Below are 21,236 nucleotides of genomic sequence, written 5' to 3' on the forward strand. Positions count from 1 at the left end.
CATGCCGAGGAGCGAAGAAGGTCGGAGGAAGGCAACGGCGCACGTCAACGCGGCTACCGCCACACGGAAGCGCAGCGTAAAAACCGCGCTAAAGGCCTTGACGTCGGAGCTGCCTCATCGTCGCCGTCCTCCGCGCGCGGGCCCGGGACAGGGGTCCCCGTTCGGGGAAGGAGGTACCAAGTCGGGTAGGCCGGGGTCGATTACCCCCCGGCCCCCCACGGATCCGGACGTGCGGATTTCCCGCATCCGGCTCTTCGGGACACGGGTTCGCTACGCGAATTTGGAGTACGGGTGCACGATGCGCGGCGGCGGGAGCGGATATCGCTCAAGCAGTCGGTTCATGCGTTCCCAGGTCATGCGGGCCCGTTGCGAGCGACGGTTGAGCCACTTGCACCATGCCCGCTTCACCTCGTAGAGCAGCTTGCGGAGAGCTTTACCGTTCCCGGTGATCCCGTAGTACTGGTAGTGCCCTTGCACCTTCTGCCCCAAGGTTTCCTGCTGCACGCGGATATCGTCGTGACGGTGCACCTTGCACCATTCGGCGATCCGCTTGATCGCTCTGCGGAATCGGTCCTTGGCTGTCCTGCGCTTCACTATCCATTTTCCGGAGAGTGATCTTCCCCAGAAGTGCGTGAAACCCAGCAGGTCGAACGTTCCCGGCCCGCTCCGCTCGCTGCTGGGCAGGTGTCGGTCGGGACGACGAAAGTCGACCAGTCGCGTCTTGTCGGGATGCAGCGTCAGCCCAAACCTACCAAATCGCTTCGGCAGGACAGCCATTGCACGCGCCGCATCTCGTTTGTCGCTGAACAGCAGCACGGCATCGTCGGCGTACCGAAAAAGCCGTGCCGTCCCCGACAATCGCGGAAGCACCTCTCGGTGAAACCACGTGTCGAGTACCTCATGGAGGAAGATGTTCGCCAGGATCGGCGAGATCACACCTCCTTGCGGTGTGCCTGCGACGGGATACGACAGCTCCCCTCGTTCGAGCACGCCCGCATTCAACCATTTTCCGATGAGCCTCAGCAATACTCCATCGCGTACCCTGCGGACAAGGACGTCCCGCAACATTCGGTGTTCCACGGAGTCGAAGAACTTCCTGATGTCGATTTCCAGGACCCACCCGCCCCTCATGATCACAGCCTGCGGCTGAACGTCTGCCAACGCCTGATGCGCCGATCGCTTGGGCCGGAAGCCATATGAGCAGTTTAGAAAGTCTTGCTCGTAGATGGCCTCCAGCACCATGGCGACGGCGCGTTGCAGGACCTTGTCCTCGAAGGTAGGGATCCCGATCGGTCTCGTTTCTGACCCATTTCCCTTCGGGATGTGGACACGTCGCACAGGTGGAGCGCGGTAGGTTCCGGACTTCGCACGGTCGAGCAGCGACTGGAGGTTTCCCTCCAGGTTGGCCGCATACTCGTTCGCACTCTGCCGATCGATTCCCACGGCGCCGTCCTTGCGCGTGCGTCGGTAGGCTTCATGCAGCCAGACGATGTCGATGTTATGGGCGAGCGTCCGAAATGCCATATCGGGCGCTTCCCTCGCCTGCTTCGCTATCCGTTCGAGTTTCGTGGAGATGTTTGCGGAGGTCTGTGACTCCATCATCTTTCCCTCCAACGGTTCCGTTTCCCGGTGCCGTCCTTCGCTCAGCGGGGTCCCTTGGGCCGGTTCCCCCACGTCACTGCTCCTACTACGGCACTCCGACTCCCCGACACCCGTCGACCGCACGCTTCGTTGCCTTCGCGTCGGCCTACCCGCCGATTGGCGGGAGGTATCGGGGCCTCCCAGGTTCCTGGGAGACCCTTGCACACATGCCGTGCTCCTTGACCCCGGGCAGCCTCTGCGCCGGACCGATGGGCTCAGTTGCCCTGCTGACGCTTCGGTGTTGCCTTCCGCCGAACCAACGACGTCGGCCTGGCCCGCATCCTATTTCGGGGCTCGCTCACACGGCCTGCGTGCTCGCTGTCTACGCTTCGTCCCCGTCGTCGCCGACGGACACGCAAGACTCGCTTCCGGCTGGTGGTCAGCCTTGGCCGGGCGGCTACTGGTACACATTCGCCGCATGGGTCTCTTCGTGAGGTTTCTGTCTGTCGTTGCTTCCTCCTCACCCAGGCTTCGCCTGGCGCACTGGTGCTCAGGATCTACAGCGTCACGATCGAATTGCTGCGGCGGCTGCGGCCCATCATCGAGAAGATCGGCGGGAAGGATGCAAACCTGGCGGATCAGCTACGGCGCGCCGCCACAAGCGTGCCGCTGAATCTGCACGAGGGCGCGTATTCGCAGGGGCGGAACGAAAGGGCGCGGTGGCACACGGCCATGGGATCCGCTGCCGAGGTGCGCGCGTGCTTGGATGTAGCGGAAGCACTCGGGTACGTAGAACCGGTCGATGATGGGCTGCGCGATGCGCTCGACCATATCATCGCCACCCTGCACCGGCTGGCGCGGAGGTGATGCGTAAAGCGGGCCGTCCTTCGCCGGGCGGCCCGCCACTTTCACGGAAGCGGAAGCGGAGGCGGAGGCGGAGGCGGAGGCGGAGGCGCGTGCGCAGGCGCGTGCGCACGTGCGTGCGCAGGCGGATCAGGCGAGCGCGAGGGTTTGCAGGTGCCGTCGGGCGAGCGAGATGCGGGCGTAGGCGGTCTTCGTTTTGATGCCGAGCGCTTCGGCGATCTCCCGGATCGAACGGCCCTCCAGGTATGGCACGACCACCGCCCGGATGCGCGGGCCGATCCTCAAGAGGAATCGCTTGAGCCGGAAGAGCCCGTACGTCGCCAGCACGAGCGCCTCCGTCGACTCCGCTTCGTCTTCCCGCTCGGGAAAGTCATCCGAAAGGCCCGCGAGGACCTCCCGTTCGCAACGCACCAGCTTTCGATGGTTGCGCGCACGGTTGAGCCCAATCATCAGGAGCCACGGGCGCGCCTGCTCCGGCGTGACAAGACATTCAAGGCGTCGCCAGGCCGTAATGAAGACCTCCTGCACGACGTCGTCCACGTCGCGGGGAGGGATGGCCTGTCCGAGAAGGAGGCGGCGCAGGAAATCGCGGTGTTCCAGGTAAAGGCGCCCAAGCAGGGCGTGCGCCGCCGTAAAGTTTGCCGGCGGCGGATGGAGCGGTATCGTTGCCATACTCATGACTCCGGACTGTGCGGGGTTGTGGGGAGACGCCGGTCGGTGTTACCAGCACCGGCTGGCGTCGCTTGCTTTGTCTCATGGATTGCGGCCCGAGGCAATTGGAAAAGAGCGGATTGGTTCGTCGGCGGAGAACCCACGATCCGCCGCGAATGGGGCGAGGGCGTTGGAATGGGAGCTGTGATCCTGGGCTGAAAGTCCCTCATCCCCAGCCCCTCTCCCGTCCCGGGAGAGGGGATAATCGGCGAAACTCTCCGGCGCCCGGGGTCGATGGACAGGCATGGCCCGTCCTGTCCGCGCCCAAACGCACCGTGCCCGCGCCCTGCGTCGCTTCGCAACTCCTGCCGAGCGGTTCCTTTGGAGTCTTCTCCGGGACCGTCGTCTGTTCGGCGCAAAGTTCCGCCGACAACACCCGATAGGGCCCTACTTCGCCGACTTCTTTTGCAAAGAGGCCGGTCTCGTCATCGAGGCGGACGGCGCGCCTCACTTTCGAGCCCCAACGCGTGACGCCATTCGTGATGGCCAGCTCAGGTCGATGGGACTGACCGTCCTACGCTTCGAAAACCGCGAATTCCTCCTCGAACCCGATCGCGTCATCAATCGCATCCACGCGTGCTTGACCGCTCTCCTCCCCTCTCCCGGGACGGGAGAGGGGCTGGGGGTGAGGGAATCGCCCCGGAAGTGAGGTATGTCCCCGTTCCGCTCCCGCTTCAGCTGCAGCTCCCGCTTCAGCTTCAGCTTCAGCTTCAGCTCCCGCTACCGCCTCCGCCCCCGCCTCCGCCTCCGCTTCCGCCTCCGCCTCCGCCTCCGCCTCCGCTTCCGCCTCCGCTTCCGCATCCGCCTCCGCCTCCGCCTCCGCCTCCGCTTCCGCCTCCGCTTCCGCATCCGCCTCCGCCTCCGCCTCCGCCTCCGCCTCCGCCTCCGCCTCCGCCTCCGCTTCCGCCTCCGCCTCCGCCTCCGCTCTCGCTTCCGCATCTTTTCCCGCCTCGGCCCGCCCCCTCTCCGTCCCGCTTGCCTATCCTTCGCTGCATCGGCATCCTCTCGCCGTGCAGCCTGGAGACGTTGTCGGCGGTCGTTTCGTCCTCGAGCGTATCGCCGGCACGGGGGGCATGGGCTCGGTGTTCCGCGGGCTCGACCGTGTCACGCAGCAGCCCGTGGCCATCAAGGTCCTCGCGCAGCACGACCCTGAGGCCATCCGCCGCTTCGATCATGAGGCCAAGATCCTCGCGGAGCTCGGCCATCCCCATATCGTGCGTTACGTTGCGCACGGGGCCGCGCCCTCGGGCGCGCCGTGGCTCGTCATGGAATGGCTGGAAGGCAGGAGCCTCGCGTCACGCCTCGTCGAAGGACACCTCACGCAGGCTGAAGCCGTCCTCCTTGGGATCCGCATCGCCTCTGCCCTCGCGGCGGCGCATGCGCGCGGCATCGTCCACCGCGACGTCAAGCCGAGCAACGTCTTCCTCATCGGCGGCTCACCGGAGGCGGCAAAAGTCCTGGATTTCGGCCTCGCGCAGGCCGCCGCGGGCGGCGCGCGCCTCACCCGCACCGGAAGCGTCCTCGGCACGCCTGGGTACATGGCCCCCGAACAGGCCCAGGGCTCGCGCATCCGCGTCAATGCGCGGGCGGACGTGTTTTCCCTCGGCGCGCTGCTCTTCGAGTGCCTGACGGGCAAACCCGCGTTCGAAGGCGAGGGCGTCATGGCCATCCTCGCGCGCCTCCTCCTCGAAGATGCCCCGCGCGTGCGTTCGATCCGCCCCGACATCCCCCGCGCGCTCGACACACTCGTCGCGCGCATGCTCTCGCGCGTCGCCGAGGCTCGGCCCGCGGACGGCGCCGAGGTGTTGCGCGCCCTCGAGGGCATCGACACCGTTGGAGGTGAAAGGATCTCCGTCGTACCGGCCTTGCCCGAGGGGATCAGCGATCGCGAGCATCGCCTCGTCTGCGCGGTCGTCGCCGCGCCCGCCGTGGAGACGGCCGTGCGGCCTTCGAGCCCCACGCTGCGCACGCAGCTCCCTCGTTCGTCCTGGGACGACGTGCGGGTCATCGCGCGGCGGCACGGCGCTTCGCCCACGGAGCTCGCTTCGGGCACGCTTTTGCTCTCGCTCGACGGCGCCGCGGACGGGCCGGTGCGCGCCGCGCGTTGCGCCTTGGAGATGGCCGAGCTCCTCCTCGGCTTCCGGGTCGCGCTCGTCACGGGTCGGTCCGACGCGAGGCGTGATCTGCCGGCCCCCGAAGTCGTCGAGCGCGCGCTCGGTCTGCTCAAGCGCGGGTGCCGCACACCGGCCTTCGGGGTTCGGATCGACGATCGAACGCAAGCGCTCCTGCCCGCGCGGTTCGAGATCGAAGGCTCGCCCGACGACGCGCGTCTCCGCGGCGAGCGAAGCGATCTCGGCGAGCCGTGTCCTCTGCTCGGGCGTCCGTGCACGCTCATGGGCCGCAAGGGCGAGCTCGCGGTGATCCTCGATCTGCTCGAAGAAGGCCTCGACGAGCCGCGCGCGGCGGCCGCGCTCGTGGTCGCACCGGCCGGGCTCGGAAAGACACGCCTCGCGCAGGAGGTGGTCCGCTCGCTCGTGTCGAGCCGCCCGGATCTCGTGGTCGGCTACGGACGACCCGGCGTCGGCGCCGCCGATTTCGGGGTGATCGAGCCTGTGATCCGCGCCCTCTCGCCCTCGCTTTCCGCGAACGACGCGGCTCGCTTCGAGGAGCGAGCACTCGACGTTCTTCGTGCACGTGCGGAGGCGGGGCCGCTCTTGCTCGTGCTCGACGACGTGCAGTGGGCGGACGCGGCTTCGCTCGCGCTCGTGGATCAGGCGCTCGGAGAGCTCCCGGATCGCCCGATCGGCGTGCTCGCGCTCGCCCGACCCGAGGTGCGTGATCGCGCGCCGGGGCTCTTCGCACGCCGGAGCGTGCAGGAGATCCGCCTGGGGACGCTCTCGCAGCGGGCCTCGCGCGAGCTCTTGCGACGCGCGCTCGGGCCCGACGTGCCGGACGAGGAACTCGCGACGCTCGCGCAGCGGGCCGACGGACATCCGCTCTTCTTGCAGGAGCTCGCGCATGGCGCGACGGCCGTGACGCCGGAGGCGCTGCTCGCCGTGCACGGCCCCGCGATCGCCGAGCTCGCGCCGGCTGCGCGGCGGCTTCTCCGCGCGGCGGCCCTCGTCGGCGTCACGTTCTGGGAGGGCGCGGTCGTCACGCTGCTCGGCGGCGAAGCGGACATCACGCAGGTGCGGATCCAGCTCGGGGAGCTCGCGAAGCGCGAGGTCATCACGCGTCGGCGCGCGAGCAGCGCCCCGAACGACACCGAGTACGCGTTTAGCCAGCCCATGCTGCGCGAGGCGTTCCTGGCGACGTCGACGGAGGCGGACATCCGGCGAGGTCAGGCGCTCGCGGAGCGCTGGCTCGCGGGCTCGGGCGTGCGCGCCACGGGCCTCGCGGGGGAGGCCGACGCCTCCCTGGCCCTCGCGCTGAAGCAAGGTGGCACGAGGACATGAAGCGCGGCGACGTCATCGCCGGCCGCTTCGAGATCGAGGTTCGTGCAGGCGCCGGTGGCATGGGCACCGTCTACCGCGCGCACGACCGCGCGACCGGCTCGCCCGTCGCGCTCAAGGTCATCCACCAGCCGGCCTCGGACGCGACGCGCCGCTTCGACGTCGAGGCCCGCGCGCTCGCCGAGCTCTCGCATCCACACGTCGTCCGCTACGTGACACACGGCCTCTCCGAGGCGGGTTTTCCCTACCTCGTGATGGAGTGGCTCGAAGGCGAGGACCTCGCCACGCGGCTCGCGCGCGGGCCGCTCACGCTCGAGGAGTGCCTGCTCCTCGCGCGCCGCGTGGCCGCGGGGCTCGGCGCGGCGCACGCGCGGGGCATCGTGCACCGGGACGTCAAGCCCACGAACCTCGTGCTCGTGGGCCGCGCGATCGAGGGCGTCAAGCTCGTGGACTTCGGCCTCGCGCAGCTCGGGGCCATGTCCCGCAAGCTCACGCGGTCGGGCATGATCCTCGGCACGCCGGGGTACATGGCCCCCGAGCAGGCGAGCGGCGACGGCGCGCCGATCGATGCACGCGCGGACGTCTTCTCGCTCGGCGCCGTGCTCTACGAGTGCCTCACGGGCCGCCCGCCGTTCCAGGCCGACAACCTCATGGCCCTCTTCGCCAAACTCCTGCTCGAAGAGGCCCCGCGCCTCGCCGAAGCGCGGCCCGACCTTCCCCCGCGGCTCGACGTGCTCATGGCGCGCCTGCTCGCGAAGGACCCCACGTCGCGCCCGGCGAACGGCGCCGCTCTCGAAGCAGAGCTCGCCACGCTCGACGCGCTCGGCACCGAGGAGACGGACGAGGTCCCGACGCTCGCGGACGAACCCGCGGCGGCTGGCCTGACCGACGTCGAGGCGCGGTTCGTCTCGATCCTGGCCCTCCACCGCGAGCCCGTGAGCGGCGCGCTCGACGCGAAGGGCTCCACGGAGCGCTCGCAAGCCGACGTCGTCGCGGCCGTCCGGCACGAGGTCGCCCCGCTCGGCGCGCGCGTCGACGAGCTTCGCAACGGCGCGCTCGTGGTCACGCTCCTCGGCGCGGGCGAGCCCACGGATCGCGCCGCACGCGCGGCCCGCGCGGCCTTGCGACTCCGCGCGATCCTCCCCGACGCGGCGATCGCGCTTGCGACGGGCCGCGCCGAGGCCTCCGCGCGCCTGCCCGTCGGCGAGGTCGTCGATCGGGTCGCGGCCCTGCTCGAACGGGAGAACGTTTCGAGCACCAAACCTCCGGTCGATGTCCACATCGACGACGTCACCCGCGCCCTGCTCGACGCGCGCTTCGACGTCACGAGCACACCTTCCGGCCACCGCCTCGTCGCGGAGCGCCCCTCCGGAGAAGCCGCGCGCACACTCCTCGGAAGGCCAAGCCCCTTCGTCGGCCGCGACCGCGAGCTCCGCATGGTGCGCGACCTCGTCGACGCCGCGATCGAGGAAGAGCGCCCCTCCGCCGTGCTCCTCATCGGCGTGGCGGGCGCCGGCAAATCGCGCTTCCTCGCGGAGCTCGTCACGCGCCTCCGACAGGATCGCCCGGACGTCCTCGTGGCCCGCGGGCACGGCGATCTGCTCGGCCAGGGCTCTCCCTACGCGCTCCTCGGCTCCACGCTCCTCGGCGCGCTCGTGGACGCGCCCTTCGAAGGCCGCGCGCGTCTCGCCGCGTTCGTCCGAAAATACCTTCCCGAATCCGACGCCGAGCGTGTCTCCGAGCTCGTTGCCGAGCTCATCGGCCTCCCCTTCTCCGACGAGGCGAGCCCGCGCCTGCGCGCCTCGCGCCAGAGCCCTGCGCTCATGAAGGACCACGTACGCGAAGCCGTCGTGGATCTCCTCGCCGCGATGACCCGCCGTCACCCCGTCGTCCTCGCGCTCGAGGACGTCCAATGGGGAGACGCCGTCTCCTTGCGCCTCCTCGACGCGGCCATGCGCGAGCTCGGCAATCGCCCCTTCCTTGTCCTCGCCGCCGCGCGCCCCGAGGCCCTCACCCTCTTCCCGCGCCTCTTCGGGGATCGCTCGCACGAGGTGCGTCTCGCCGAACTGCCGCGCAAGGCAAGCGCGCGCATCACGCGCCACGCCCTCGGCGACGCCGCGCCTGCCGAGCTCGTCGACGCCCTCGTCGAGCGCGCCGCGGGCAATCCATTTTATCTCGAAGAGCTCGTGCGCGCCGTCGCCGAGGGGCGCGGGGGCATGCTGCCCGAAACCGTGCTCGGCATGATCGAGGCACGCCTCGGCGCCCTCGATCCGCCGGCGAGGCGCGTCCTTCGTGCGGCGAGCGTCTTCGGCGAATCCTTCTTCCGCGGCGGCATTCCGGCCTTGCTCGGCGACGACGCGCCCGACGAGGAGGAGCTCTCGGCCGTGCTCGCCTCGCTCATCGAGCGCGAGATCCTCGTGGCGCGGCGGGAAAGCCGGCTCGCCGGCGAGGAGCAGCTCGCGTTCCGGCACATGCTCCTCTGCGAGGGCGCCTATGCGATGCTCACCGAGCGGGATCGCGCCCTCGGCCACCGGCTCGCCGGCGAGTGGCTCGAAGCGCACGGCGAATGGGATCCCAAGATCCTCGCCGCGCATTTTGATCGCGGTGGCGACGCGGCGCGGGCGATCCGCCATTACGAGCGCGCCGCGCAGCATGCGCTCGGCGCGGGCGACGACGAGGCCGCGCTCGCCCTCGCCCAGCGTGGCCTCGCGCTCGGCGCCACAGGCGATCGGGCCGCCGCATTCCGGGCCATCCAGACCGACGCCTGGGCCTGGAATGGCGACTGGGCCCGCGCCTTCGCCTCGGCCGAGGCCACGTTGTCCCTTGCCACGCCGGGCACGACGAGCCATTGCCGCGCGCTCGGCAGCGCCATCACGAGCCCCATCCTTGCGGACAAACCCGACGTCCGCGCCACGTTCGTGCGCGACCTCGCCCGCGTGCAGCCCGAGCCTGCCGCGATCCCCGCGTTCGCCTGGGCCTACAGCGTGGCGATCATGCCGTACCTCTTCGGCGCCCAGCGCGAGCTCGCCGAGGCGCACCTCGCGCGCCTCGAGGAGGTCACGGCCCCCTTCCTCGACCGTGAGCCCTCCGCGGCCGGCTGGGTGAAAATGACCCGCGCCTTCTGGCAGCGCTACGTCCCGCGCGATTTCGCGGCCGCGCTCGCCCTCGACCGCGAGGCCCTCGCCCATTTCGAGGCCGCGGGCGACCGTCGATATGGCCCCTACGTGCAGATGCACGTCGGCCTCGACTGGTCCTACCTCGGCGCCTTCGAGCAGGCCGAGGCCGCCCTTGCGCGCGCCATGCAAAGCGCCGAGCCGGGCAGCATGATGGCGCTCGCGTCGCGCACCTACCTCGGCCGCGTCCTCTTGCTCCGGGGCCGCCCGGCCGACGCCATCGAGCCCTGCACGGCCGTCTACCAGGAGGCCGAGGCGCGCGGCGAACGCACGGTCGCCGTCAATACCGCGCTCCTCCTCGCCGAGGCGGCGCTCGCCGCGGGCTTCCTCGAAGCGGCCCGAACGCGTGCCCTCGCCCTCGAACCGCTCGTGCAAAGTTTACCCTTCGCGCGCGTGGCCCTCGCGGGCATCTGCGCTGGAATCGCGCTCGCCGAGGGCCGACCCGCCGAGGCCCTCGCGCTCGCCGAGCCCGCGCTCTCCGACAGCGCGCAGCGTGGCATGTACCATTTTGGTCACGAGCACCTCGTCCTCTCGCGCGTCGATGCCCTCCGCGCCCTCGGCCGGGGCGAGGAGGCGCGCGCGGCCGTCCTCTCGGCGCGCGCCGATCTTTTCCTGCGAGCGTCTCGAATCCCGGATCCGCTCCTTCGCCAAACCTTCCTCGAACGAATTCCGACCCACGCGGCCCTCCTCGCGCGGGCCGAGGAATGGCTTTCGCATCCCCCCGCTGCGCCCGCTTCGACGCTGGTGTCCTGAGCAAACGGCGCATCACGCCCGGCGCTCGGGATCCCGCCCCGCGGGCGCTGGAGGGTATTCGCGAATGGACGGATCGCCTGTCAGAAAGGCCGCACCCGAAGACCTCGCGCCACGCTCCTCCACGCGCCCGATCGACGAGGGCGCGGCGCTCCGGGCGAGCCTCCTCCAGGAGCTCCCGGAGATCCCGGCTCGATACCTCTACGACGACACCGGAAGCGAGCTCTTCGAGCGCATCACCCAGCTCTCCGTTTATTACCAGACCCGTACGGAGATCGCGATCCTGGAGCGTGCCGCGGCCGATATCGTCGCACACGCCCGTCCGCTCCACCTCGTCGAGCTCGGCAGCGGCGCGGGTCGGAAAATCCGGCTTCTCCTCGATGCCCTGCAGGCGGACGGGCAGGGCATCACCTGCACCATGCTCGACATCAACGAGCTCTTCTTGCTCCAGTCGATCGATCGCCTCTCCGCCGATTATCCGGAATTCGTGTTTCGCGGCGTCGTGGGCAATTTCATGACCGACCTCGGGCGCCTCGGCCCTGCGGGCGGACGCCTCGTCGTGTTTTTCGCCGGCACCGTGGGCAACCTCCACCCGGACGAGCGCCGCTCGTTCCTCGGCGAGCTCGCGCAGCGCATGGATGACTCGGACGCGCTGCTCCTCGGCGTCGATCTCGTCAAGGATCCGGCCCGGCTCGAAGCGGCGTACGACGATCCCGAGGGCGTCACGGCGGCCTTCAATCTGAACATCCTCTCCGTCCTCAATCGGAGGTTTGCCGGCAATTTCGATCCGACGGCCTTCCGGCACCGCGCCTTCTACGACCGGGAAAACGCCTGGATCGAGATGCGCCTCGTCGCGAGGCGCAAGAACAGGATCCGCCTCGGCACCATCGACCTCGATCTCGACCTCGACGCGGGCGCCGAGATCCGCACCGAGCTCTCCTGCAAGTTCACGCGCGCCTCGCTCGAAGCGTCTGCGGCCGAAGCCGGCCTCACGATCGATCGCTGGGACACCGACCCGGCCAACCTCTTTGCCCTCGCCCTGCTCCGGAGGCGTCGTTCGTGATTCTGCCTCTCGAATCGTTCTGGAAAGAAAAACTCGACACAACCTACAAACGCACGGACCTCCTGTTCAGCCTGCTCCCTCGGGATGCCATGCTCGAACGGCCGATCGGCCTGCGCCACCCGTTCCTGTTTTACCTCGGCCACCTCCCCGCGTTCGCCTGGAATCAGATAGGCCGGGGCGTGCTCGGGGCGGGGCACCTCGACGAAGCGTTCGACGTCCTTTTCGAACGGGGCATCGATCCGAAAGACGAGCCGAGCGCACGCCGGACGACCCTTGGCCAATGGCCCTCTATCTCCGCCGTGCTCGCCTATCGCGACGAGGCGCGCCGCGCCGTCCGCACACGCATTCCCGAGGTCCTCGGCCGCGCGGACGACCCCCTCTGCGAGAACGCGCGCATCCTGCACCTCGTGCTCGAGCACGAGCTCATGCATCAGGAGACGCTGCTCTACATGTTCGCGGAGTGCCGCCCGGGCCTGATCCAGCGCCCGAGGAGCATCGCCCCGCCCGGCTCCGGCCAGGGCCGCGCCGCCGAGCGCAAGCGCATTTCCGCGGGCGACGCCGTGATCGGCGCCGCCTGGAACGAGATCCCGTTCGGCTGGGACAACGAGTTTGGCCGGGCCACCGTCTCCGTCGGGGCTTTCTCCCTGGATTCGCTCCCTGTCCGAAACCTCGATTGGCGCACGTTCCTCCGAGCGAACGGCGATCCCCCGTCGCTCCGGCCCCGCTCCTGGATTCATAGCGGCGCTCGCCTGTTCGTCAAGACGGTGTTCGGCCCCGTGCCCTTCGAGGTCGCGGAAGGCTGGCCCGTGCAGGTCTCGGGCGAGCAAGCGCGGGCTTATTGCGCGCACCGCGGCGGGCGATTGCCGACGGAGGCCGAGCTCTGCCGCGCCGCCTATACGACGCCGGAGGGCGCCTATCGGCCCTATCCCTGGGGCGAGGCCGAACCCGCGCCTTCCCACGGCAATTTCGATTTCGCCCGTTTTTTCCCCTCGCCCACGGGCGCGCATCCGGCCGGGGCGAATGCGTGGGGCGTGGAAGAGCTCGTCGGCAACGGCTGGGAATGGACGAGCACGCCGTTCTCACCCCTCCCCGGGTTCGTCCCGTACGCCCGGACCTACGCTGGGTATTCGGCTGATTTTTTCGACGGCGAGCACGACGTCGTCTTCGGCGCCTCGTGGGCCACCGACCAGAAGCTCCTCCGCCCGAGCTTCCGCAACTGGTACCGGCGCACGTATCCGTACGCGTTCACGAGCTTCCGCGTGGCGTGGGACGATTGAGCTACCGCGCGCTCTCCCGCAGCCGCGCGAGCTGCCCCATCGCCCCCGAAAGCGCCGGATACAGCCCCACGTACACCTCGCGGTAAAGACGCTCGTAAAACCCGCGCCGCTCCCCCGGGACGAACCCCTCGCCCCGCGACGTCATCGCCGCGGCCGCCTCCTCGATCCCGGAAAACGCCCCCACGCCGGCCGCCGCCAGGATCCCCGCCCCGAGCGACGTCGCCTCGCTCGTCCCCGCCCGCACGATGGGTTTGTCGAGGACATCCGCCAGGATCTGACACCACAGCGCGCTGCGCGAGCCGCCGCCCATCACCCGCAGCTCCGCGATCGGCCCCGACGCCCGCTCCACGCCGTCCGTGTGGAGCCGCTGTTCGAGCGCGATTCCTTCGAGGATCGCCCGATACACATGCGCCGGCCCCTGCCCGCCGGAAAGCCCGAGCAGGATCCCCGTGGCCGCGTCATCCCAATACGGATTCATCACCCCGTGGAAATACGGCACGAGCACGAGCCCGTCCGCGCCTGGCGTGATGCCCTCCGCTTCCCGTTCGAGCGCCGAAAGCGTCGTCGAGGACGCCTCGGTCTCCGCGCCGAGCAAACGCGCGAGCCACGTGAGCGTGAACGTCCCGCCTTTCAGATCGGTCTCGTACAAGAACGCGCCCGGCGTCGCCGCCATCATCGTGCGGAAAGCGCGATCCGTGCGGTACTCCCGCGAAATGACCCCCGACACGATCGCCGTGCCGAGGTTCAGATACATCACGCCCGGCCCCACGACGCCCGCGCCGAGCGCCGCGGCCTGCCCATCGCCGGCCCCCGCGAACACCGGGATCCCTGCCTCGATCCCCAGCGCCGCGGCGGCCTCGCGACCCACCTCGCCGATCCGCTCGCCTGGCTCGGCCAGCGCGGGGACCTCCGACGCGGACAAACCTGCCCATTCGAGGATTTCCGCGGAAAAACCCCGCGCCGCCATGTCCACGAGGCCCGTCGGATCCGCGCTCGCCACGGACGTGACGAGGCGGCCCGTGAGCCTGTGGGCGAGAAAGGCGTGCACATCGAGCATCCGCACCGGACGCGCGGCGAGGTGCGGCGCGATCCGATTGCGCAGGTGGAGCAGCTTGTAGAGTGAAGGCGTGGTGCAGGGAAACTTGCCCGAGATCTCGTGCAAGCGCGCCTCCCCCACCCTCGCCGCGAGCGCCGCGACCTCCGCCCGGCAGCGCGCATCCATCCACACGAGCGCCGGATGCAAGGGCTCTCCTTGCTCGTCTGTCAGGACGAACGTCTCCCGCTGGTGCGTGATCGCGACCGCCCGGATGCGCCGCGCGCCCACGTCCCCGAGCGCGCGGGCCGCCTCGCGAGTCGCCGTGCCGAGCGCCTCCCACCAGGTCCGCGCGTCTTGCTCCCACGCGTCCGGCGCCGGGTTCGAGAGCGGGATCGGCGCGCGCCCCTCCGCGACGGCGCGGCCCTCTCGGTCCCACGCGATGGCCTTGCACGCCGTCGTGCTGCAATCGATCCCCAGGAAAAGCGCGTCGTCCCCCACGTGCATCGCTAGGCCCCGAAAAACGAATCGAACGGCATCTCGACGGGCGCGTCTTCGAGCGCCACCGTAATCAGCGTCCGCAGGAGCGGCAATTCCCCGGGCCCGAGCTCGCCCCGGGCCTCGTACGCGGGCAGGGCCCGGCGCATCACGTCGAGGATCTCCAGGCATTCGAGCGTCGCGCCCTCCATCCGGGCCACGGCCTCGCGCGCGCCGATTCCGAGCCCGAGCAGCCGCCCGAAACGCCCCGTGCGACCGCCGTTCATGGTGACGTCGAGATCCCCCACCCCGGGCAAACCCGTCGCCGTCATCGGATCGCCGCCCAGCATCCCGATGACCCGCATCATCTCGCGAATGGCCTGCGCGAACACGGCGCTCTCCCAGTTGTGCATCGCCACGCTCCCGGGCGCGCCGCCCTTCTTCTCGTGCAGGCCCGCGCCGAGCGCGACGCCCATCGCATACGCATTCTTCAGCGCCGCGCACACCTCGGCGCCGATCACGTCCGCGCACCGGAAAACGTGGTAATACGGGCCGCGGAGTGCATGCGCGAGTTTGTCGAGCGCCTCGCCGTCCCTGCCCGTCACCACGACCGATGTCGGCACGCGCCGCGCGAGCTCTCCCGCGATACACGGCCCCGCGACGGCCGCCGGCGATACATTCGTGCGCACCTCCTCGGGCAACCCTCGCCGCACGACGTCCGGCAGCACGAGGAGCCGACCGGCCTCGCCGTCGAGCTCGAGCCCCTTCGTGATCATCACGAGCGGCACGCCGGGCCGCGCGTGGTGCGCGATCGTCTCCGTGGCCCAGCGAATGCCCGCCGAGCTCACGCCAAACGCGAGGATGTCCGCGCCACGGGCGGCCTCTTCGAGCTCGGACACGAAAAACGGCTGGATGGAAGGGGGCAAATCGAGCTTCAGCGTCGGGTGAAACCCGCGTGAACGAAGACTCTCGATGATCGCGTGGTCGAGGTGGGTGCCGACGAGGCGCACGTCGTGCCCGCGATCGACGAGCGGCACGCAAAACGCGCTGCCCATCATGCCGGCGCCGAGGACGGTGATGACGGCCATGGTGGCGGCGGAGGGTACCCAGAACCGTCGCATTTGCAAGGAGTTGCCCGAGGGGATTGTCTGCGGCGGACCCCTCGGTATCATCGCGCCCGGAGGTCTTCGTGAGCGGAGAAGACGAGGGCAACGGCAAAAAGTTGGGGCCCATCGCAGCGGTGATCGCTGCGATCGGGATGTTCATGGCCCGGGCCGGCGACGATTGCGCGAGGATCGGCGCGAAAGGCGCGATGCTGAGCGACGACGCCGCGCGAGGCCTCGGACGCGCGGGATCCCTCGCCGACGACGGCATGCGCGGCGGCGGAAAGCTCGGCTCGCTCGCCGACGACGGCATGCGGGCCGGCGCAAAGAGCCCGCTGCCCGGCATCCACGCCCCGACCGAGGGCGGCGGAGGCCTCGTCGAAGAGGCGATGAGCGCCGGCGCCAAGGCCGAAGGCCATGCGGGCGACCTCGCGGAGCTCGGCGTCGACGTCTCCCTGGAAATCCTGTCGAACGTGGGTCCGAGCGACGGAGACGACGACGATCACGAAGGCGAAGCGCCCGTCACGGACGGCGTGCACATTCCACCTCCGCCGAGCGCGACCAGCAAAAAGGGCAACCCCGCCGATTTGCTACGGGCGCGTAACATCGTGTCGAGCCCGATGCTGCTCACCCTCGCCTCCGGGACCACGAAGACGGCCGCGACCGAGACGGATCCGTACGCCTGGCTGGAGAGCCACGACGCGCACAACCCCGTCGGGCTGCTTTACGCGTCACGCGGAAAGCTCGACACGAAGACCACGATTTCGCTCGTCTCGCCGAGCGGCGCCACGACCGACGACGCCACGATCCACCGGACGTGCCTCGGGCTCGCGATGAACTGCGTCGTGCTCGTCTGCGAGCCGGACGCCGCGGGCGCGAAAGAGTCGTGCGTGAAGGATGCGGCCACCGCGTGGAAATCCGTCGAGGCCACGAATCTCGGCGGCAAACCCGCACTGCGTGACTTCCTCGGAAAACTCCTCCTCGCGCGCGCGGGACGCCCGTCTTTGCGGAACCTCGTCGTCTCGCGGCTCGACGTCGACAGCACGCCCCCGCGCATCGTGCGGAGCCGGGTCGACACGAAGACCACGCCGACAAAACCCTGACGCCTGCTGCAGGCTCCCGCCTGCAGTGCAGGCCCCCACCTGCAGGCTCGGGCCTGCAGTGCAGGCTGGGGCCTGCAGGCTCGCGCCTGCAGGTGCAGGCTCGCGCCTACCGCCGTAGCCTCATTTTACGCCCTGTCGGTCCCGCAGAGCTCGCTGGCCCGCACATTGCAAAGGGCCGCTCCCGTCCTCCGGCGAGATTCCCCGATGGGGCACTTCGCGTTTCGAGCTGGTTCGAATCGCGCGCGCCGGAGATTCGTTCCTGCCCCCGGGGTCTCGTGCGTCATTCGCCCGCGTCCCGGCCGGAGGGGTCCTCATGTCGAAAAACAAATCGTTCCTCGTTCTCGCGGCCGCTTCGACGATCGTCCTCGGCGCCGAGCCCGCGCTCGCCATGAGCGAGGTGGAGCTCTTGTATGCGGAGGTCAACACCTGGCTGCCGCCGCTACACAAGGGCTCCGCGCTTGGATCCACGCTCGGGTTCGCCGATACCAACGAGCTCTACGCCGATCCCATGCTCGCGGAGCTCGACCTCGACGCATTCGCGCTCGAGTCCATGGGCGATCCGCTCGTGAGCTTGTTCCCTCCCATGCGCAGGTCTTACTTCGAGATCGCCGTCTCGGACCCGTTCTACGCGGGGACCGTGACCGTGCACATCCCGACCTCGATCTACAGTTGCGCCGCGAAACACGCGACCGTCCGCGGTGACGGGCGCGCATTGTACACCGCGTACTGTTATTTCGGCGACGCGCGCGTCTCGGTTCGCCACGACGACGCCTTGGGACAGACGCACTGGGACGACAACGGCGGGCTCGGCCACGCCACTTCGTTCGCCGCGGGCCCCAGCATGCCCGCGGGCGGGGTGTTCCACCACGGCGTACCCCGCTCTTCTGGCACCACGATGGAGGGCGCGGCCGTGCTGGAGAGCCTCCCGCCGGACGCAACGGTCACCGTCGTGTATTCGAGGGACGATTGGGCCACAGCGACGAAGCACCCCGCCGTCGTGAGCGCCACGGGCTTCGTGGGGAACCCGCCGGGCTATCGTTATGGCACGAACCCTGCCATCGACGGCACGACGGTCCACTCGTTCTCGATCCCGGACGTCACGTCGAAGATCAGCTACTATTTCGTGGTGGAATCGAGCCTCGGCTCCTTCACGGACGACAATCAGGGAATGTATTACGGGTTCGAGCTGTGATGCGCGCCTACCGCACCCGCCGCACCACGACGGCCTCGTCCGGTAGTCAGGCGTCGTCGAAATCGGTCGCAATCCGCGAACCGTCGTCGCTCACGAATTACGCGCCCGCCGCGGCGGCTTGAAGAGCCCCACCTCGGGCGGCGGCGAGGCCGCGCGCTCGGCCTCCGTCGCTGCGCGTAGCTCCGCCGCGAAGGCCGGATCCTTCGTCGCCTTGCGCCCGAGCGAGCGCCGCAATGGCAGGAGATCCGCCCGCCCGAGGCCAAGCTCTTCGAGGCAACGCGACAGCTTCCCGTGCGCCGCCGCGACCGAGAGCCGCGCATGCCCCCGCACGTCGACCGTCCGGCCGAGCGCTTCCATGCGCGCGACGTAGATTCGATCAAACGCTTCGAGCAACGCCCCCTCGCCGCGCCCGGCGTCTTCCGCGATGATGGGCATGCTCTCGGCCACGATGCGCGCCCATTTCTCCTCGTCGAGCCCGTGCCGGCGGAGCGTCATGCCCACATCGACCGTGGGCCCCGCGATTTCCGCCGCAATCGAGGCATATTTCTCGAGCGGAAGTGGCAAGAGCAGCGCAGCCCCCGGCAATGCGGGCTCGCCCTGCTCGGGCTCGGGCGGCTTGGGTTCGAGCGGAATCGTCGGCAGCGTGACGAGCGCGGGTTTGACGGCATCCTTTGGCGAGAAAGGAATCGGCGCCGCGCTCGCGGGCACCGGCGCAGGCGGAGGCACGGACGCAGGCGCAGGCGAAGACGGCGGCGCGGCTTCCGCCGGCACGAAGGGCAATCCCGCGCTCGGCAAGACCCGCGGCGCCTCCTTGGCCTGCGGGCGCGGCGGCACCGCCGGAGGTTGAAATGGTGTGGCCGGAGAAACCTTCGGCGGCGTCGCCGAAGGCCCGAGCGTGACGCTGCCGAACGGCAGGACCCGCGCGGACAGCGGCGGCGCGGAAGGACGCGCCGGCGTCGGCGGATCCGGCTCAATGTCGAGCTCCTCCGCGGGCTTCGCAAGGGCGGGCGTAGGCGGCGGGGGCGGCACGGACGTCCGCTCGAAAGGTGTGGCCGGACGAACGACCACCGCCGCGGGCGCGCCCACGTGCACCGTGCCGCTGCCAAACGGCAGCGCCGAGCTCGGGCGTGGCGGCGCGGAAGGCGCGGCGGGCGCAGGCGCGCCGGGCGCCGCGGGTCGAAATGGCAAAGCCGGGGCCTTCGCGGACGCGGAGCTGCTCGTGGTGCCGCCCGCTCGCACCTGCCCGATCGGCCGCGTATCGTGCCGCATTTCGAGCGGATGTTTCTCCGGCGCGCCCGCGACGTCCTCCAGCGAGCCCCCTTGCCGCACGACCTTCTCGATATCGGCAGGCCGCACCCGCTTTCCCTGCGGATGGCTCGCCACGACGAGCGTCCCCACCGCGATCGGCGCCTTCGCCGGCACGTCCGTGAGGCCGCGGAACACGAGCGACATGCGCCCCCGATCCGTGTCGATCGTGAGGGTATCACAACGCAGCGCGATCTCGCTGACCCGGCCCGTCTTCGGATCGATCCGGAACGCCTGCGGCCGCGCCGCGGGCAAACGTGTCTCGAGCCGCTCCAGCGTCGGATGCAGGTGTTCGAGCACGAGCGTCGCGCCGGGGCGCAGGAGCGGAATCTGCTGATCCGACGGTGCGGCCTGGAAAAACCCGAAATCGAACCCTTCGGGCGCCGGGCCCGCATCTTCCCCGCGCGCAGCCGTCGCCCACTTGTGCCCCTCCTCGGTCACGAGCTTTCGGCGCTGCGGCCATCCCGGCGCGAGCGGGCCGAGCCCCGGGGTTTGTCCGGTCGAGGTCACGACGTTCGCCACGGCCATCGCGTCGCGCACCGGCGCCGCCGCGAGATCGATGCCGACCGGATTCCCCTCCCCGCGCGCCGCGCGCTCGTATCGAAGCGGCATCCGCGTGAACGCGGCCGGCGGCCCCGCCGAAAGCCCCCCGGGCCCGGGCGTGTATCGCCGATCCCCGACGAGGCGGAGGCCCTTCGCGAAATCGCCTATTTCAATGCGGCACGAGAGCTCCGTGACCGGCGCGCCTTTGGGAGCGAATGCGTGCCCGGCGACGAGCACGTCCGTGCGTGGCTTGAGCGGCACGAAATCGGTGGAGAGGCGGAGCGACGCGCCCGGCTCATTGTCCCATGGAACGTCGCCCGCGGGCTCGTCCTGCGCCGGTGCGATCGTCGCCTCGGCCCCGTGCACGAGCAGGAACGTGGCTTTGACGAGGATCGTGAGCGAATGCCCCCCCGGCGCGGCCTCCCAGACGAAGGCCGCCGCAGGAAATGGGCAGAACGAACGGATCTCCAAGGTGATGAAAAGCCCGTGGCCTCAGGGAGCGAGCAGGAGCACCTTGACCTGCGCGGGCACGATCGCGAGGCCCGGACAGTTCGTGTTGTTCTGGATGTTGAAGCTCGTCATGCGGGTCGCGGGGATCCCATTGACGAGCACGGTGAATGCCCCGGTGACGGGCCGCGTCGGCGACATGATCATGCCCGAGGCCACGCCCATCGCGATGCCCGGCGTATCCCCGATCGAAATGAGCGGCGTCGTCAGGAGATGATGCGCCGGCGTGCACATCCACAGGACGTTGAACGAGGGCGGGAAGCCGAGCGGGCCGAAAGAGACGTTCGGATACGGAATCGGCACCGGAACGGGCATGGGCGTGAGGCACACGTCCGGAAACCCGAGGTTCACACCGCCCAATTGCGAATTCCCGAACATGACGCGCCTCCTCCCTGCCCCGGTGTTCGCTCAGCCGAGATGAATCTGCTCGCCGTCCATCTTCACGAGCTCTTCGGCCGTGACGATGGCGTTCTCCGCGCGAAGGCTCATGACCTGCTTCGCAGAATAGTCGATCCGCTCGGCCTTGACCTGATCGACCTCTTCCACCTTCCGGAACGAGCGCTTCACGCGCTCGCTCACGCGCTCGACCACGCGCTCGACGATGCCGCCCTCGTGGCGCAGTTTGCCAATCTCGCTCCGCACGAGCCCGCCGAGGTACGAGAGGCTGTCCATCACCACGCTGCCCGTCGCCGCATGCACGCGCACGCCGTCGGCGAGGACCGAGACGTCCTTCTGCGAGACGAGATCGATGCCCTCCTTCGAGGCCACACGCACGCGGCCCTCGGGCACCTTGATTTCGAGATCGCCATCGCAAGCGAGCGACGCGCCCGCGCCCTCTTCGCGCTCGAGCACGGCGAGGACCCACGCCGCGCCGCTCGGGGCGCCCGCGACGAGGACGAAATCGTCGAGGCGCGGCTCGACGAGACAGCTCGTCGCGCGCCGCGCCCGCATGTCGCCGCGGCCCGTGCGGACGATGAAGAGCCCGGGCTCGGCGTGCACGACCGTGCCCATGACCTGGTATGCCTCGAGCTCATCGAGCTTCCTCGCGAGATTGCCGTTCATGTCGTTCTCCGTGCCCTCTCAGTAAGCTCCGCGCCTCGAA

The 21,236-nt window shown here is 69.7% G+C and carries 15 protein-coding genes; 8 read left to right on the forward strand and 7 right to left on the reverse strand.

The window, feature by feature from the left end; translation table 11 throughout:
• Positions 1–270 precede the first annotated feature (270 nt).
• Positions 271–1,602, reverse strand: a complete 1,332-nt coding sequence (gene ltrA / locus KEG57_RS50835) for a group II intron reverse transcriptase/maturase (protein WP_272428142.1) — start codon at positions 1,600–1,602, stop codon at positions 271–273.
• 525 nt (positions 1,603–2,127) lie between these two features.
• On the opposite strand from ltrA, the gene KEG57_RS50840 reads away from it, so the two are divergent.
• Positions 2,128–2,448 carry a four helix bundle protein gene (locus KEG57_RS50840; protein ID WP_272428141.1) on the forward strand — a complete coding sequence of 107 codons (321 nt, stop codon included), beginning with the start codon at positions 2,128–2,130 and terminating at the stop codon, positions 2,446–2,448.
• A gap of 126 nt (positions 2,449–2,574) precedes the next feature.
• On the opposite strand, the gene KEG57_RS50845 is transcribed toward KEG57_RS50840, so the two are convergent.
• Positions 2,575–3,117, reverse strand: coding sequence for an RNA polymerase sigma factor (locus KEG57_RS50845; protein ID WP_272428140.1), 543 nt, complete (start codon positions 3,115–3,117; stop codon positions 2,575–2,577).
• 283 nt (positions 3,118–3,400) lie between these two features.
• Here KEG57_RS50845 and KEG57_RS56365 point away from each other — a divergent pair, with 283 nt between their 5' ends.
• The 5 genes from KEG57_RS56365 to KEG57_RS50865 all read left to right on the forward strand — a co-directional run bounded on the left by KEG57_RS56365 (position 3,401) and on the right by KEG57_RS50865 (position 12,871).
• Entirely contained in the window at positions 3,401–3,805 is a 405-nt protein-coding gene (locus KEG57_RS56365; protein WP_372518245.1) for an endonuclease domain-containing protein, read from the forward strand.
• A 361-nt stretch (positions 3,806–4,166) separates the two neighbouring features.
• The gene (locus KEG57_RS50850; RefSeq protein ID WP_272428139.1) at positions 4,167–6,611 is read left to right on the forward strand and encodes a serine/threonine-protein kinase; all 2,445 of its coding nucleotides are present in this window, start codon (positions 4,167–4,169) and stop codon (positions 6,609–6,611) included.
• Entirely contained in the window at positions 6,608–10,534 is a 3,927-nt protein-coding gene (locus tag KEG57_RS50855) for a serine/threonine-protein kinase (protein ID WP_272428138.1), read from the forward strand. The genes KEG57_RS50850 and KEG57_RS50855 overlap by 4 nt, the downstream gene beginning before the upstream one ends.
• Positions 10,535–10,598: 64 nt before the next feature.
• Positions 10,599–11,594: an L-histidine N(alpha)-methyltransferase gene (gene egtD / locus KEG57_RS50860; protein WP_272428137.1), complete on the forward strand. Its 996-nt coding sequence runs from the start codon at positions 10,599–10,601 to the stop codon at positions 11,592–11,594.
• The gene (locus KEG57_RS50865; protein WP_272428136.1) at positions 11,591–12,871 is read left to right on the forward strand and encodes an SUMF1/EgtB/PvdO family nonheme iron enzyme; all 1,281 of its coding nucleotides are present in this window, start codon (positions 11,591–11,593) and stop codon (positions 12,869–12,871) included. Before egtD ends, KEG57_RS50865 begins: the two co-directional genes overlap by 4 nt.
• Before the next feature lies 1 nt (position 12,872).
• Here the strand turns inward: KEG57_RS50865 and KEG57_RS50870 are convergent, their stop codons facing one another.
• The gene (locus tag KEG57_RS50870) at positions 12,873–14,411 is read right to left on the reverse strand and encodes an FGGY-family carbohydrate kinase (RefSeq protein WP_272428135.1); all 1,539 of its coding nucleotides are present in this window, start codon (positions 14,409–14,411) and stop codon (positions 12,873–12,875) included.
• Between the two features lie 2 nt (positions 14,412–14,413).
• Entirely contained in the window at positions 14,414–15,469 is a 1,056-nt protein-coding gene (locus KEG57_RS50875) for an NAD(P)H-dependent glycerol-3-phosphate dehydrogenase (RefSeq protein WP_272428134.1), read from the reverse strand.
• 101 nt (positions 15,470–15,570) lie between these two features.
• Here KEG57_RS50875 and KEG57_RS50880 point away from each other — a divergent pair, with 101 nt between their 5' ends.
• Positions 15,571–16,587, forward strand: coding sequence for a hypothetical protein (locus KEG57_RS50880; protein WP_272428133.1), 1,017 nt, complete (start codon positions 15,571–15,573; stop codon positions 16,585–16,587).
• 313 nt (positions 16,588–16,900) lie between these two features.
• Positions 16,901–17,779: a hypothetical protein gene (locus tag KEG57_RS50885; protein WP_272428132.1), complete on the forward strand. Its 879-nt coding sequence runs from the start codon at positions 16,901–16,903 to the stop codon at positions 17,777–17,779.
• Positions 17,780–17,869: 90 nt separating this feature from the next.
• Here KEG57_RS50885 and KEG57_RS50890 read toward each other — a convergent pair whose 3' ends face one another.
• The 3 genes from KEG57_RS50890 to KEG57_RS50900 are packed head-to-tail and all read right to left on the reverse strand — an operon-like array spanning position 17,870 to position 21,196.
• Complete coding sequence (locus KEG57_RS50890; RefSeq protein ID WP_272428131.1) at positions 17,870–20,098, reverse strand: DUF2169 family type VI secretion system accessory protein; 2,229 nt, start codon at positions 20,096–20,098, stop codon at positions 17,870–17,872.
• A 21-nt stretch (positions 20,099–20,119) separates the two neighbouring features.
• Positions 20,120–20,512, reverse strand: coding sequence for a DUF4150 domain-containing protein (locus KEG57_RS50895; protein ID WP_272428130.1), 393 nt, complete (start codon positions 20,510–20,512; stop codon positions 20,120–20,122).
• A 30-nt stretch (positions 20,513–20,542) separates the two neighbouring features.
• Positions 20,543–21,196 (reverse strand): DUF3540 domain-containing protein, encoded by a 654-nt coding sequence (locus KEG57_RS50900; protein WP_272428129.1) that lies wholly within the window; start codon positions 21,194–21,196, stop codon positions 20,543–20,545.
• Between the last annotated feature and the right edge of the window lie 40 nt (positions 21,197–21,236).

This window comes from Polyangium jinanense, assembly GCF_028435365.1.

Excerpts from the sequence above, each read along its gene's own strand:
- KEG57_RS56365 (WP_372518245.1), top strand. The coding sequence starts at position 3,401 with ATGGCCCGTCCTGTCCGCGCCCAAACGCACCGTGCCCGCGCCCTGCGT.
- ltrA (WP_272428142.1), bottom strand. The coding sequence starts at position 1,602 with ATGATGGAGTCACAGACCTCCGCAAACATCTCCACGAAACTCGAACGG.
- KEG57_RS50900 (WP_272428129.1), bottom strand. The coding sequence starts at position 21,196 with ATGAACGGCAATCTCGCGAGGAAGCTCGATGAGCTCGAGGCATACCAG.
- KEG57_RS50875 (WP_272428134.1), bottom strand. The coding sequence starts at position 15,469 with ATGGCCGTCATCACCGTCCTCGGCGCCGGCATGATGGGCAGCGCGTTT.
- KEG57_RS50885 (WP_272428132.1), top strand. The coding sequence starts at position 16,901 with ATGTCGAAAAACAAATCGTTCCTCGTTCTCGCGGCCGCTTCGACGATC.
- egtD (WP_272428137.1), top strand. The coding sequence starts at position 10,599 with ATGGACGGATCGCCTGTCAGAAAGGCCGCACCCGAAGACCTCGCGCCA.
- KEG57_RS50855 (WP_272428138.1), top strand. The coding sequence starts at position 6,608 with ATGAAGCGCGGCGACGTCATCGCCGGCCGCTTCGAGATCGAGGTTCGT.
- KEG57_RS50870 (WP_272428135.1), bottom strand. The coding sequence starts at position 14,411 with ATGCACGTGGGGGACGACGCGCTTTTCCTGGGGATCGATTGCAGCACG.
- KEG57_RS50845 (WP_272428140.1), bottom strand. The coding sequence starts at position 3,117 with ATGGCAACGATACCGCTCCATCCGCCGCCGGCAAACTTTACGGCGGCG.
- KEG57_RS50895 (WP_272428130.1), bottom strand. The coding sequence starts at position 20,512 with ATGTTCGGGAATTCGCAATTGGGCGGTGTGAACCTCGGGTTTCCGGAC.